Raw genomic sequence first — 13,520 nt, forward strand, 5'->3', positions numbered from 1 at the left:
GTGGGAGCGGGCTTGCCCGCGATGGCGGCCTGCGATTCGATATAAATGTTGGATGTGATGGCCTCATCGCGGGCAAGCCCGCTCCCACAGGTACGCTGTTGCGCTTGCAAAAGGCGCCAAAAGCCAGCGTTTATGGCAAACTTCGCGCCTATAAACGCCAGTCCCGCGGTTTTGAGCCTTCACGGGCCGGGCGGATCGGAATAAAGCGATGCCAGGTTTGCGTCCGGAACCTGGAATAGACCCTTTGTGTGTTGGTACGTCGGTGCCAGCGCTTTCTGCCTGAACGGATTAGAGAAACGACCATGCATAACGTCGTCATCAGCGGCACCGGCCTGTACACCCCGGCCAACAGCATTTCCAATGAAGAGCTGGTGCAGTCTTTCAACGCTTACGTCGCGCTGTTCAACGCCGACAACGCCGAAGCCATCGCGCGCGGCGAAATCCAGGCATTGACCGAATCCAGCGCAGCGTTTATCGAAAAAGCGTCCGGCATCAAAAGCCGCTTTGTCATGGACAAGGACGGTATTCTCGATCCGCAGCGCATGGCACCACGCCTGCCAGAACGTTCCAACGACGAGTGGTCGGTGCTTTGCCAGATGGCCATCGGTGCGGCCGAACAAGCCTTGCAGCGTGCCGGCAAGACCGCCGCAGACATCGACGGTGTGATCGTCGCCTGCTCCAACCTGCAACGCGCCTACCCGGCCATTGCCATCGAAGTTCAGGAAGCGCTGGGCATTCAGGGTTTCGGTTTCGACATGAACGTCGCCTGTTCCTCGGCGACCTTCGGCATCCAGGCTGCGGCCAACAGCGTGCAACTGGGCCAGGCCCGGGCGATCCTGATGGTCAACCCGGAAGTCTGCACCGGTCACCTGAATTTCCGCGACCGCGACAGCCACTTCATCTTCGGCGACGCCGCCACGGCGGTGATCATCGAACGTGCGGATCTCGCGACGTCCAAGTACCAGTTCGACGTGGTCAGCACCAAACTGCTGACCAAGTTCTCCAACAACATCCGCAACAACTTCGGCTTCCTCAACCGCGCCGCGGAAGAGGGCATCGGTGCCCCCGACAAACTGTTCGTCCAGGAAGGCCGCAAGGTGTTCCGCGATGTCTGCCCGATGGTCGCCGAGCTGGTCGCCACGCACCTGGAAGAAAACCAGCTCAACGTCAGCGACGTGAAGCGCTTCTGGCTGCACCAGGCCAACCTCAGCATGAACCACCTGATCGTCAAGAAACTGCTGGGCCGCGAAGCCACCGAAGAAGAAGCCCCGGTGATTCTCGACACCTATGCCAACACCAGTTCTGCCGGTTCGGTGATTTCGTTTCACAAAAATCAGGACGATCTGGTCAGCGGTTCGCTGGCTGTACTCAGTTCGTTCGGCGCTGGCTACTCGATCGGTAGCGTGATTCTGCGCAAGCGCTGAGTGCGCCTGATTGTGGCGAGGGGGCTTGCCCCCGTTCGGCTGCGTAGCAGTCGTAAAACCAGCGCACTCGGTATAACTGATGCCGCAGATTTGGGGCGGCTTCGCCACCCAACGGGGGTGAGCCCCTTCGCCACGATGTTGTCTGATGCTGGAACATAGATGGTTCTGAAACGAGGTTTGCATGGCCGCAGCTGACGACACCCTATTGCTCAAACGCCTGCTGGCGGGCGAGCAGAGGGCTTTCAAGGAACTGGTCAGCACTTACCAGAGCGCCATGCGCGCGGTGGCCTATGCCATCGTCGGCAACCGACACGTCGACGAGGTAGTACAGGATGCCTGGCTGTCGGTGGTGCGCAATCTCGGCGGGTTCGAGGGGCGTTCGAGCCTCAAGACCTGGCTGCTGACCATCACCGCCAACTCGGCCAAAAGCCGCTACAAGCAAAACCGCCGGGAAGTCTTGCTCGATGACCTGCCGTCGCCTCACGGCACGGTCGATGACGATCGTTTTTCATCGACTGATGGTCATTGGCTGGTGGCGCCGTACGCCTGGCATCAGGACACGCCAGAGGCTCTGTTGACCGAAAACGAACTGCGCGAATGTCTGGAACATACGTTGCTCAGCCTGTCGGAACTGCAAAGCAGTGTTTTGCTGTTACGCGAACGACAAGGGCTGGAGCTGGAGGAGATCTGTAATCTTCTGGAGATCTCGCTCTCCAATGTTCGTGTGCTGCTACATCGAGCACGGTTAAAGGTCTTTGCGACCGTGGAGCATTTTGAGGAAACCGGCGAATGTTGACCTGCAAGGAACAAGTGGCGCGCTCCAGCGATTATCTCGATGGCCAGTTGAGTTTTCGAGAGCGACTGATGGTGCGGCATCATTTGATGTTCTGCCCCAATTGCCGACGGTTCATTCGGCAGATGCGATTGATGCAGGCCACCCTGAAGGTGATGCCCGAGCCGCCTGTGGCTGATCTGGATGCGCTGGCTGAACGGCTTGCCAACGAGCATCTGAAGAACAAACCGTAGATTTTCCCTCTCGTAACACCCCCTTCAGCCGCTCTAGTTTGCGGCTTGCAGCTCATCACCTGCGGCTGCTTTTCTGTTATTTCGATTCGAAGTAAAAAAGTTCCCCTGTCATAAAATCTTTATCTATCAGCAACCCGGCTGAAATACCCCGCCTCCAAGATTCCCTCCCAACACAAGCGGGCCAGACCCGCGTGTTTCCAAGCTACAGACCACCAATTAGGGGAACTCTTCGATGATCCGTAAGCACTTCGCCGGTTTTGCCGCCAGCGCATTGGCCATGGCAGTAACCGCCCAGGCTTTCGCTGGCACCGTCACCACTGATGGCGCCGATATCGTAGTAAAAACCAAGGGCGGCCTCGAAGTCGCCACTACCGATAAAGAATTCAGCTTCAAACTCGGCGGTCGCTTGCAGGCTGACTACAGCCAGTTCGATGGCGTCTACACCAGAAACGGCGATACAGCTGACGCTGCCTACATCCGTCGTGGGTTCCTGGAACTGTCTGGTGTGCTGTACACGGATTGGGCTTACACCATCAACTACGACTTCTCCCACAACAGTGGTGATTCCGATAACGGTTACTTCGACGAAGCGTCGTTGGCCTACAACGGCTTCAAACCGGTCTCGATCAAAGTCGGTCGTTTCGACCCGGATTTCGGCCTGGAAAAAGCCACCAGCTCCAAGTGGGTCACTGCGCCAGAACGCAACATGGCGTACGACATGGTCGATTGGGCGAACAGCCACCAGAATGGTCTGGGCCTGCAAGCCTCCAGCACCTTCGCTGATTCGTTCTACGCTTCCGCCGGCGTGTTCAGCAAAGACACCGACGATACCGATGGCAACAGCGTCAAACAGGTCAACGGCCGCTTTGTATTCGCGCCGATGCATGACGCCGGCAACGTGCTGCACTTCGGTGTGAACGTGGCTTCCCGTGATGTCTCCGACACGGCCTTCGATTCGCGTTATCGCACCCGCATGGGCATGCGTGGCGTGGAAACCCTCGGCGGCAACGATGCTGGCACCAACGGCAACCGTCCGGTGCTGGGCGGCAGTTCCACTTCGGCTGCCGGCTCCTATGACCGTGACGACGCTTACGGCCTGGAAGCCGCATTCGCTATGGGCCCGGCCTCGATCCAGGGTGAATACGTCGCCCGCAAAACCAAGGCCGATGCCAGCAACCTTGAAGACATCAAGGGTCACGGTTTCTACGTTCAGGGTGCCTACACCCTCACCGGCGAAGCCCGTGGCTATAAAGTCGGCAAGTTCGACGCGATCAAACCAGCCAACAAATCCATCGGCGCCTGGGAGCTGTTCTATCGTTACGACAGCCTGACCGTCGAAGACGACAACATCACCACCGCCAGCCTGACCCGCGATGTCGGCGATGCCGAAGCCCAAGTGCACACCCTGGGTGTCAACTGGTACGCCAACGAAGCGGTGAAAATCACTGGCGCCTACCTCAAGGCCAAGACGGACAACGTGACCAATGCCACGGCTGCCAGCGGCACTACCCCGGCACGTCGTACCGGTGATGACAGCGGTGACGGCTTCGTGGTCCGCGCTCAATACGTGTTCTAAATTGCAGTAAACGCTGTACGAGCTCTTTCTTCATCCGTTAAAGCTCCTCTCGTTTTAACCCCGCCTTGGCGGGGTTTTTTTTGTTTCGGGTTAGGCAATCAGATAAGCGATACTCGTCCCATCTGTAGAAAATGATGGTTGGGATGCTAATGCCGCTGCAACGTCTGGAAAGTCTGTCCGAAATCGCGCCGCACACCTGGGACGCGCTGGTACCGGAAACTCAGCCGTTTCTGCGTCATGCCTTTCTGAGCGCGCTGGAAGACAGCGGCAGCCTCGGCCCGCATTCCGGCTGGCAGCCCGAGCATCTGCTGCATGTTGAAGGAGATCGGCTGATCGCCGCGCTGCCCAGTTACCGCAAATGGCATTCCTATGGCGAATACGTGTTCGACCATGCCTGGGCCGAAGCCTGTGAGCGTGCCGGCATAGACTACTACCCAAAGTTGTTGACGGCGGTGCCGTTCAGTCCGGTCAGCGGGCCGCGATTGCTGGCGGCGACGATCGAGGAAGGTTTCGAACTCCTGCAGAGCCTGCCGGGTTATCTGGAGATCGAAGGACTTTCCAGCGCCCATATCAACTTCACCGATCCATTCACCGACGCGGCATTGGCCGAACAGCCAGGCTGGTTGCAGCGCATTGGCTGTCAGTACCACTGGCAGAATCGTGGTTATCGGGATTTTCAGGACTTCCTCGACGCCCTCAGTTCGCGCAAGCGCAAGCAAATGCGCAAGGAACGTGAGCAAGTGGCGGGGCAGGGCATCGACTTCGAATGGCTGGAAGGACGACAACTGGATCAGGCGCAGTGGGACTTTGTGTATGCCTGCTACGCCAATACCTACGCGGTGCGTCGACAATCGCCGTACCTGACGCGAGAGTTTTTCAGTCTGCTGGCCGAGCGCATGCCGGAATCGATTCGTGTGGTTTTGGCTAAACAAGGCTCACGACCGGTGGCCATGGCCTTTAGTCTGGTCGGTGGCGACAGCTTTTATGGTCGTTACTGGGGCTGCCTGGCAGAGTTCGATCGCCTGCATTTCGAGACCTGTTTCTATCAGGGCATGGACTACGCGATTGCCAACGGATTTCAACGTTTCGACGCTGGCGCTCAGGGCGAGCACAAATTGATTCGTGGCTTTGAACCGGTAATCACCCATTCCTGGCATTACCTGCGCCACCCGGGCTTGAAGTCGGCGGTGAAAGATTTCCTTGAGCGTGAGCGGGTCGGGGTCATGGGGTATGCAGAAGAAGCGAAGACCGCCTTGCCCTACCGACAAGGCTGATCTTCGCGTTATGTCCCTTGTTAGCTGTCCTCTTTACCCAGCCATCGATAGGTCACGCCGCCGATGACGGCACCCAGAATCGGCGCCAGCCAGAACAGCCACAGTTGTTGAATCGCCCAACCGCCGACAATCAGCGCCGGGCCCGTACTGCGGGCCGGGTTCACCGAGGTGTTGGTGACCGGAATCGAGATCAGGTGGATCAGGGTCAGCGCCAGGCCGATGGCGATGGGCGCCAGTCCGGCCGGGGCGCGTTTGTCGGTGGAGCCGAGAATGATCAGGATGAACATGGCGGTCATCACCAGTTCACTGACAAAGCCCGCCGCCATCGAGTAGCCGCCTGGCGAGTGTTCGCCGTAGCCATTGGATGCAAGGCCGCTGGCCAGTTCGAAGCCGGGTTTGCCGCTGGCGATGAAGTACAGCAGAGCCGCTGCGATGATCCCGCCAATCACTTGAGCGATGATGTAGGCGGGCAGTTCTTTGGCAGGGAATCGTCCGCCGACCACCAGTCCGACCGAAACCGCAGGGTTGAGATGACAGCCCGAAATGTGGCCAATAGCGAAGGCCATCGTCAGCACCGTCAAACCGAATGCCAGGGACACTCCCAACAAACCGATCCCCACCTCTGGAAACGCCGCCGCCAGAACCGCACTGCCGCACCCCCCTAACACCAACCAGAACGTCCCCACCAATTCTGTAGCCGAGCGTTTGAACAAAGACATAGCGAATTTCCCTGTCGAGATAACACTGTCGTTGTACATCCAGCAGATGGACTACAGAACCATCTCCAGAACCTTGCCTGAGTACAGCAGGGTTTTAATGAAATTCCAGTGACCATAAAAAACCGCCACAGCCCGTGTTCAAAGGATTGTGGCGGTTCGCAGATCTAATGTGGGAGCGGGCTCTGTGGTGAGTCGTTGTGTCAGTAGAGGCTATCGCGCACTCTCGCCGGTGCTTCCCGGTCATACGCTTCGGCATCGAACTGCCCATCGTTCAGGCGCTTATGAAACGCCCCGGCGGTCGGCAGGGCAGAGCGTTCGAGGTGTTTCTGCGGGTTCCACACATCCGAACGCACCATCGCTTTCGAACAGTGAAAATACGCCGCTTCCACCGTCACCAGCATCACCGTGCGTGCCGGTTTGCCGTTGACTGCAAAACTCTCCAGCAACTCGGGCTCGGCGCTAATCTGCGCCGTGCCATTGACCCGCAATGTCTCGCCTATCCCCGGAATGATGAACAGCAGCGATACTCGCGAATCGAGCACGACATTGCGCAGCGTGTCGATGCGGTTATTGCCCGGTCGATCCGGGATCGCCAGCGTGCGTTCATCGACGATCCGCACGAAACCCGGCGTATCGCCACGCGGCGAGCCGTCCATGCCGTCGGGGCCGACCGAGCTGATAATCACCAGTGGCGAGGCGCGGACCATCGCCTGATAGTCCTCGTTCAGAAACGGGATCTGCTTGCGCACTGCGCGGTCATGGGGCAGGCCGTAGATCGCTTCCAGCGCTTCGATTGAATGCAACATCGTTCATCCCTCTACGAATCAGAAAACCAGCCCCATCCGCCGCTCGTAACCGATCCGGCCTTTGTACGCTTCGCCGCTGTCGACAAAGCCATATTTGGCATACAGCGCGATGGCCGACTCATTGTCCGCATCCACCGACAACTCCAGCCCTTTGATTTCCGGCCAGGCCTGGCGCGCAACCTCGGGCAGGGCTTGCAGGCAGGCTTTGCCATAGCCTTTGCCCTGTGCGCGGCGATCGACTTGCAGGGCGTGCAGAGTGGCGCTGTGTTCATCGGCCCAGGCCGGCAGCACCGGCGGGCGCTTGAGCAGCAGGAAGGCCACCGGAACATCCTCCGCCAGCAGGGCAAAGCCTTTGACGCCAGGGCCCGGCTTGGACAGCAAGGTGTGCAACGCACCATGAATGTCGCCGGAGAATTTGATTTGTTCGGCGTGGATTTCGATCGCCTCGACCTGTTGGCGCTGCAAGGCGTTCAGGCTTTCGTAAGGCACGAGTCGGGCAGTCACTGGAGTGTCCTTTTTCCAACGGAAATGAGCCTCGGATTCTAGCGAATTTGCACCCATGGATTATTTTTATTTCGGTTGTCGATTTGGCTTTTCGCCAGACGACTAAGGGTGTCTTCAACAAAAAAACACGGAGAACCATCATGAATGCTCAGACACAAATCCATAACCTGATCGAGAACTATCGCCAGGCGGTCATCGCCAAGGACGTGGAGAAGGTCATGGCCCTGTACGCCGACGACATCGTCTCCTTCGACGCGGTCAAAGCCCTGCAATTCAAGGGCAAGGCGGCCTACCGTGCGCATTGGCAGGAATGCATGGAGATGTGCCCTGGCCCGCACATTTTCGAGTTCCACGAGATCGACATCGTGCCGTCGCAGGAGATCGCTTTCGCTCACTGGCTGGCGCATTGCGGCGGCACCAATGAAAAGGGTGAAACCCAGGCTTGCTGGATGCGCGTCACCGCGTGCTACCGCCAGGAAGCGGGGCTATGGCAGATCGTTCACGAGCACTGGTCGGCACCGTTCGACATGACGAGCGGCGCGGCGCTGTTCAATCTGGAACCCTGATGGTCGGCCTGATTCGTCGGGCTGTTTATCGGAAAGCAACGCCAAAGCACCCATCTGCAGCCATAGTTGATCAGTTCGATCAGGGCAGAGCTCCAAGAGATGGAGAGCCCCAAAGAATGGAGAGTCCCCATGAAGTATTTATGCCTGGTCTACAGTAACGAGCACGAGTTGCACTCGCTGCCCGAAAGCCCCAATGACGCCGAGTGCATGGCTTACGCCGAGTCGATCCAGGGCAGCGGCCGGATGATCGCCGCCGAAGCGCTGGAGTCGGTGCAGACTGCGACCACCGTGCGCATGCGCAACGGCAAAATGTCGGTCACCGATGGCCCGTTCGCTGAAACCAAGGAGCAGTTGGCCGGCTTCTACCTGATCGATGCCAAGGACCTCAATGAAGCCATCCAGGTCGCCGCTGACATTCCGGCGGCTCGGGTCGGCTGCGTCGAGGTGCGGCCCGTTCGCCAGTTGAATCCCTGAATAACAATCACAACAGGAGTTCTTTCATGAGTCCGCAATCCGTCCAGCGAAAGCCGGCCAAATTCGAGCTGTCCATCAGCCGCCTGATCGATGCGCCGCGCAGCAAAATCTTCCGCGCCTGGACCGAGCCCGCGTTGCTCGCCCAATGGTGGGGGCCTCACGGCATGACCACGCCCGAGTGCGAAATGGACCTGTGGGTGGGCGGTCAGTTTCGCACCCTGATGCGTGCGCCGGATGGCTCCGAGTACCCGACCATGGGCGTGTTTCTGGAGATCGTCGCCCCGGAGCGTCTGGTGTTCACCGATGCTTTTCTTCCCGGTTGGATTCCCTCCGGCAAGCCGTTCATGACCGCCGAAGTGACGCTCGAAGACCGGGACGGCAAAACCCTCTACACCGCTCGTGCCATGCACTGGAGCGAAGAAGATCGTCAGGCGCACGAGGCCATGGGGTTTCATGACGGTTGGGGGCAAAGCCTCGATCGGCTGGAGACGCTGGTGACTGAAGGCATGCCGGACTGATGCCTGGCGAGTCGGTACGGGCGCGAGTCGAGCAGGTCTACCGCGAAGACTCACGGCGGATTCTGGCGACCCTGATCCGTCTGCTCGGCGATTTCGACCTCGCCGAAGAAGCGCTGCACGAGGCGTTCTTCGTCGCGGTCGAACGCTGGCAGCGTGACGGTGTGCCGGACAATCCGCGTACATGGCTGGTGTCCACCGGGCGCTTCAAAGCCATCGATGTGTTACGTCGGCGTGCGCGTTTTAACGCATCCCGGCCGATGTTGATCGCTCAACTGGAAGCGCTGGAGCAGGCTGACTGGAGTGATGAAGATGTGGAAGACGATCGCTTGCGGCTGATTTTCACCTGTTGTCACCCGGCACTGGCGGCGGACGCCCAAGTGCCGCTGACCCTGCGTGAAGTCTGCGACCTGACCACGGAAGAAATCGCCCGGGCCTTTCTCTCGGCACCGGCCACCATCGCCCAGCGCATCGTGCGGGCCAAGGCCAAGATTCGCGACGCGAAAATCCCTTATCAAGTGCCCACCCTGGCGGAACTGCCCGAACGTCTCGACAGCGTGCTGCGGGTGATTTACCTGGTGTTCAACGAAGGGTATTCGGCGTCTATCGGCAACGAATTGACCCGAGAAGACCTGACGCGCGAAGCGATTCGTCTCGGTCGGTTGTTGATGGAATTGCTCCCCGAACCGGAGGTGATGGGGTTGCTGGCGCTGATGCTGTTGCATGAGTCCCGGCGCCCGGCCAGGACTTCTCCCGACGGCGAGCTGATTGTGCTGGACGAGCAGGATCGCTCGTTGTGGGACGCCGAGTTGATTGCCGAAGGCTGCGCACTGGTGGAGCAGGCGCTGACGACACGGCGCTTCGGGCCTTATTGTCTGCAAGCGGCGATTGCGGCGGTGCACGCCGAAGCGCCCACGGCGGCGGAGACGGACTGGCCGCAGATTGTCGGTTTGTATGATGTGCTGCTGCGGGCCGTGCCGTCACCGGTGATCGAACTGAACCGCGCGGCGGCGCTGGCCAAGCGAGATGGCCCGTTGGCCGGGTTGACGTTGATCGAAGGGATTCTGGCGCGGGGCGAGTTGCTGGATTACCACTTGGCGCACTCGGCGCGGGCAGAGTTTTACCGGCAGTTGGGGAGGGTGGATGAGGCCCGGGAGGCGTATGAGCGGGCGCTGGAATTGACACAGCAAGTGCCGGAGCGGCGGTTTATCGAGGGGCGATTACGGGAGTTAGGATGATCATGGATGTGCGGTGCGGCAGCGGGTCTCATCGCGGGCAAGCCCGCTCCCACAGTGGATTGATGATGTGCACAAAATCTGTGTCCGACGCACAACCCTGTGGGAGCCAGGCTTGCCCGCGATAAGGGCCGCAGGACCTTCACTCCAACATCTTGCTCAATAACCAACTCCCCGCCGGCCCCGGTGGATGCAGCCGCGACCACAGCGCGTCGACGCATACCGGTTTCGGCCAGCCGCGCACATTCAGCTCCACCAGCAAGCCAGCCCCGAACCGCCCCACCAACCACCGAGGCAACGGCGCCCAGCCGAATCCGCCCTGGGCCATTTCCAGCAGCATCAGGTAACTCGGCGCCGACCAGACGCGCCCCTTCGCGCGGCTTTCATACGGATTGACGATCGTCGCCAGACGCAGCTCGCGGTGCTGTTGCAGCACGTCCTGATCGATTCCCTTCAGCTTCGCCAACGGGTGAGCGTGGGACACGAACAGGGCGATTTCCGTGCGCTCGTCCACCGTCGAACTGACCAGGTCGGGTGGGTAGCTGTCTTGCATCTCAGCGAAGGCGACATGCGCTCGACCGCGTTGCACCAAAGCCACCAGGTCATCGCATTCGGCGATCAGGCATTCAAGTTCCAGGTCTGGATAACGCTGCTCGAAAGCACTGAGCGCCGCTTCGAAACGGTCGGACTGGTAGGTGTCGGAAATCGCCACCGTCAGCTTCGGCTCGACGCCTTGGGACAGTTGGCTGGCGGTCATTTCCAGACGGCTGGTGGCGGCCAGAATCTCTTCGGCCCGCTGCAACATGACGTGCCCGGCCGGGGTCAGGCTCGGCTTGCGGCTGCTGCGGTCGAACAGGGCTAGGTTCAGGTCGATTTCCAGGCTGGCCACTGCGGCGCTGATGGTCGACTGACTGCGACCGAGCTTGCGCGCCGCTGCAGAAAACGAGCCTTGAGTCGCCGCCTGGACAAACGCCAGCAACACTTCGTGGGAAGCCATGAACTATCGCCTTGATCGATGGTTATTGGTTATGAAGTATCGGTGTGATGACAGATCATGGCAACCATAGTCACTCAGGGAGTCTGGCCATGAACGCCAACAAATCCATCACTGAACGAATTTTCCAGGCCATCGGTTTCGAACTGCTGGCGATATTGATCTGTACCCCGCTGCTGGCCTGGGTCATGGACAAACCCATGCTGGAAATGGGCGCGGTAACCATGGCCATTGCAGTCCTTGCCCTGGCCTGGAACGTGGTCTTCAACGGCTTGTTCGACCGGTTGCTCAAGCGCTTTGCCATTGTGCGTAACGCTTGGGTCCGCGTGGTGCATGCGCTGTTGTTCGAAGGCGGTCTGGTAGCGTTTGGCGTGCCGTTGATTGCCTGGTGGCTGAAGGTCAGCCTGTGGCAGGCGTTCCTGCTGGACATCGGCGTGCTGCTGTTTTTCCTGCCGTACACCTACGTATACCACTGGGGTTACGACGTGGTACGTGAGCGGCTGTTGGTGCGCAGGGCTTGCGAGGTTTAAAAAGCAAAGATCGCAGCCTTCGGCAGCTCGTTGATTGAGTACAACCATGTACCCGATCGGCGTAGGAGCTGCCGAAGGCTGCGATCTTTTGATCCTGGACCGGCTGGGTCAAGTCATCCAATCCACAACCTGAAAAACAACACACAACCTGTGGGAGCGGGCTTGCCCGCGATGAGGCAGGTACATTCAACATCAATGTTGTCTGTCATGCTGCCATCGCGGGCAAGCCCGCTCCCACAAAGTTATGTGTCAGACGTGGAAGTAGCCTACACACGAATCAAACGGCAGGCGCTTGAGTTCGATCTTGTTCAGGTCGAGCACTTCGCGCAGGGCTTTGGTTTCGCCAGGGAAGTTGCGGTAAGCCACTTCGTCCAGTACCACGATCGCGCCTTTTGGCATGTACGGCAGGAAAGTTTCCAGAGCGACTTTGGTCGACTCGTACAGGTCGGTGTCGAGGATCAGCATCGCCACCACCAGGTCCGGACGGGTCTGGACCCACTCCGGCACGGTTTTGACGATGTCGCCTTTGACCAGCTCGCAGCGCGGGATACGGTTGACCGGGCGCAGCAGGTCGTTGGCGTCGATCATGTCCTGGATCAGCGACTGGTCGGTGTCGGAGAACATGGTCTCGTTGACGTCCGCCGGGTCTTCTTTCTTGTCGATGCTCTGGAAGCCTTCGAAGGTGTCGAAGCCGATAATCGAACGGTTGATCGCGTAGGGCTCCAGGATCATCGACAGGTGCATGTAGAGCATCAACGAGTTGCCCTTGTACACGCCGCACTCAATGATCGCGCCCGGGATTTCGGCGACTTTCTTGAACAGCTCCATGCGCGACAGAGCAGCGGTAACGCCGATACGGTTGGCGAAGACGAACGGTGCGTCGGCCACGTACTCGGCATCGACCCGTTTCAGGACGTTGGCACGGGTTTCGTTGTACTGGGCCTCGGCAGGCGTGATGCGACGCTTGGTCATTGGTCGATTCCTTGGAAATTCGAAAAGTCGTGGGCGTGGAAATAGTCTTTGAAACCGGCGCCGACGTCAGGGCAAGCGCTGTCGACGTTGATCGCGCCGCGCTTGTGCTTGAGGTCGTCGAGGTGCATCAGGCGGAAGTCCACGCTGAAGCGGGTTTGTTCGGTGTGATTGGCGACCGTGCCGTGCAGATGCGAGCCGGAGAAGATCAGCATCTCGCCGGTGTTGCCGGCGATGCGCATTTCAGACGCGGTGTTGATCGCCTCCAGCGGCACCGGGTGCACGCGGACTTCCTCTTTGAGGTTGTCCTTGGCCTTGTGCCGCTGGTTGTTGATCCAGTCGTTGAGGCTCCATTCGCTGGAGGTGTTCTTCACCGGTACGTCGAAGTAACCGGCGTTGATCATCATGGTCTGGTCGGGGCGAATGGTATGCACCGGCATCCAGGTGTTGATCTGGCAATCGACGCTGCCGTACCACGTGTCGCGATGAGGCTTGTAGGCGTAGCTGACACCAGCGTGCAGGTAGTCATAGTTCGGCACCACGCGAATACGCGGCACGTCGAAAATGTACTCGCGCGGGTCGACACCGATCTCGTCGATAAACGACAGGATCAGGTCCTTGGCGCGCTGGCTGTTGGTGAACTGGCCTTTGAGGCGCGTCACCAGTACCACGAATTCTTCCACCGGCATCAGCGTGTGCAGCGCCTGGTGATTGGTCTCGCCGTCGAAGGCGGCGGTGATGCTTTCCTGGGCGAACGCACACAGCTCTTTGGCGGCGCGCAGCTGAGTGTTCAGGAAGATGTCGCCGGCGTAGATGGCTTCTTTAAAGTCAGCTTTGTGCTGAAGCTGATTGATATACAGATTCACGATTCCACTCCTGAATGCATCGAGTCTCTTATGAGTCGGCCA

Annotated in this window: 16 protein-coding genes; 10 read left to right on the top strand and 6 right to left on the bottom strand. The window is 59.3% G+C overall.

Translation table 11 applies throughout. From position 1 onward, the window contains the following. Nucleotides 1-302: 302 nt before the first annotated feature. The 5 genes from KGB18_RS23440 (at nucleotide 303) to KGB18_RS23460 (ending at nucleotide 5,300) form a co-directional block, all read left to right on the top strand. Nucleotides 303-1,424, top strand: coding sequence for a beta-ketoacyl-ACP synthase III (locus KGB18_RS23440; protein ID WP_223570537.1), 1,122 nt, complete (start codon nucleotides 303-305; stop codon nucleotides 1,422-1,424). A gap of 181 nt (nucleotides 1,425-1,605) precedes the next feature. Beyond that, nucleotides 1,606-2,220: an RNA polymerase sigma factor gene (locus tag KGB18_RS23445; protein ID WP_217856561.1), complete on the top strand. Its 615-nt coding sequence runs from the start codon at nucleotides 1,606-1,608 to the stop codon at nucleotides 2,218-2,220. Continuing rightward, a complete protein-coding gene (locus KGB18_RS23450; RefSeq protein WP_008071928.1) occupies nucleotides 2,214-2,450 on the top strand; it encodes an anti-sigma factor family protein in 237 nt (78 codons plus the stop codon). The genes KGB18_RS23445 and KGB18_RS23450 overlap by 7 nt, the downstream gene beginning before the upstream one ends. Before the next feature lie 232 nt (nucleotides 2,451-2,682). Next, a complete protein-coding gene (locus KGB18_RS23455) occupies nucleotides 2,683-4,026 on the top strand; it encodes an OprO/OprP family phosphate-selective porin (protein WP_038979382.1) in 1,344 nt (447 codons plus the stop codon). Between the two features lie 149 nt (nucleotides 4,027-4,175). Next, a complete protein-coding gene (locus KGB18_RS23460; protein ID WP_223570555.1) occupies nucleotides 4,176-5,300 on the top strand; it encodes a GNAT family N-acetyltransferase in 1,125 nt (374 codons plus the stop codon). Between the two features lie 20 nt (nucleotides 5,301-5,320). On the opposite strand, the gene aqpZ is transcribed toward KGB18_RS23460, so the two are convergent. The 3 genes from aqpZ to KGB18_RS23475 form a co-directional block, all read right to left on the bottom strand. Continuing rightward, nucleotides 5,321-6,019, bottom strand: coding sequence for an aquaporin Z (aqpZ, locus tag KGB18_RS23465; RefSeq protein ID WP_217856558.1), 699 nt, complete (start codon nucleotides 6,017-6,019; stop codon nucleotides 5,321-5,323). A 200-nt stretch (nucleotides 6,020-6,219) separates the two neighbouring features. Beyond that, nucleotides 6,220-6,825, bottom strand: coding sequence for a pyridoxamine 5'-phosphate oxidase family protein (locus KGB18_RS23470; protein WP_123721903.1), 606 nt, complete (start codon nucleotides 6,823-6,825; stop codon nucleotides 6,220-6,222). 18 nt (nucleotides 6,826-6,843) lie between these two features. Continuing rightward, a complete protein-coding gene (locus KGB18_RS23475; protein WP_123721902.1) occupies nucleotides 6,844-7,329 on the bottom strand; it encodes a GNAT family N-acetyltransferase in 486 nt (161 codons plus the stop codon). Nucleotides 7,330-7,469: 140 nt separating this feature from the next. Here KGB18_RS23475 and KGB18_RS23480 point away from each other — a divergent pair, with 140 nt between their 5' ends. The 4 genes from KGB18_RS23480 to KGB18_RS23495 all read left to right on the top strand — a co-directional run bounded on the left by KGB18_RS23480 (nucleotide 7,470) and on the right by KGB18_RS23495 (nucleotide 10,122). Continuing rightward, nucleotides 7,470-7,895: a YybH family protein gene (locus KGB18_RS23480; protein ID WP_007898742.1), complete on the top strand. Its 426-nt coding sequence runs from the start codon at nucleotides 7,470-7,472 to the stop codon at nucleotides 7,893-7,895. A gap of 129 nt (nucleotides 7,896-8,024) precedes the next feature. Then, nucleotides 8,025-8,369: a YciI family protein gene (locus tag KGB18_RS23485; RefSeq protein ID WP_123721901.1), complete on the top strand. Its 345-nt coding sequence runs from the start codon at nucleotides 8,025-8,027 to the stop codon at nucleotides 8,367-8,369. A gap of 26 nt (nucleotides 8,370-8,395) precedes the next feature. Beyond that, a complete protein-coding gene (locus KGB18_RS23490; protein WP_052966489.1) occupies nucleotides 8,396-8,887 on the top strand; it encodes an SRPBCC family protein in 492 nt (163 codons plus the stop codon). Continuing rightward, nucleotides 8,887-10,122 (top strand): RNA polymerase sigma factor, encoded by a 1,236-nt coding sequence (locus KGB18_RS23495; protein WP_123721900.1) that lies wholly within the window; start codon nucleotides 8,887-8,889, stop codon nucleotides 10,120-10,122. The genes KGB18_RS23490 and KGB18_RS23495 overlap by 1 nt, the downstream gene beginning before the upstream one ends. A 139-nt stretch (nucleotides 10,123-10,261) precedes the next feature. Here the strand turns inward: KGB18_RS23495 and KGB18_RS23500 are convergent, their stop codons facing one another. Then, nucleotides 10,262-11,116, bottom strand: coding sequence for a LysR family transcriptional regulator (locus KGB18_RS23500; protein ID WP_201059717.1), 855 nt, complete (start codon nucleotides 11,114-11,116; stop codon nucleotides 10,262-10,264). Between the two features lie 89 nt (nucleotides 11,117-11,205). Between KGB18_RS23500 and KGB18_RS23505 the strand changes: the two genes are divergently transcribed. After that, nucleotides 11,206-11,643, top strand: a complete 438-nt coding sequence (locus KGB18_RS23505; protein ID WP_123721898.1) for a multidrug/biocide efflux PACE transporter — start codon at nucleotides 11,206-11,208, stop codon at nucleotides 11,641-11,643. 249 nt (nucleotides 11,644-11,892) lie between these two features. On the opposite strand, the gene KGB18_RS23510 is transcribed toward KGB18_RS23505, so the two are convergent. Continuing rightward, nucleotides 11,893-12,615 (bottom strand): TylF/MycF/NovP-related O-methyltransferase, encoded by a 723-nt coding sequence (locus KGB18_RS23510; protein WP_007898747.1) that lies wholly within the window; start codon nucleotides 12,613-12,615, stop codon nucleotides 11,893-11,895. Next, nucleotides 12,612-13,478 carry a hypothetical protein gene (locus tag KGB18_RS23515; RefSeq protein WP_008009875.1) on the bottom strand — a complete coding sequence of 289 codons (867 nt, stop codon included), beginning with the start codon at nucleotides 13,476-13,478 and terminating at the stop codon, nucleotides 12,612-12,614. Before KGB18_RS23515 ends, KGB18_RS23510 begins: the two co-directional genes overlap by 4 nt. Between the last annotated feature and the right edge of the window lie 42 nt (nucleotides 13,479-13,520).

The sequence above is a fragment of the Pseudomonas sp. BF-R-26 genome (assembly GCF_019947395.1).
Lineage (GTDB): Bacteria > Pseudomonadota > Gammaproteobacteria > Pseudomonadales > Pseudomonadaceae > Aquipseudomonas > Aquipseudomonas farris.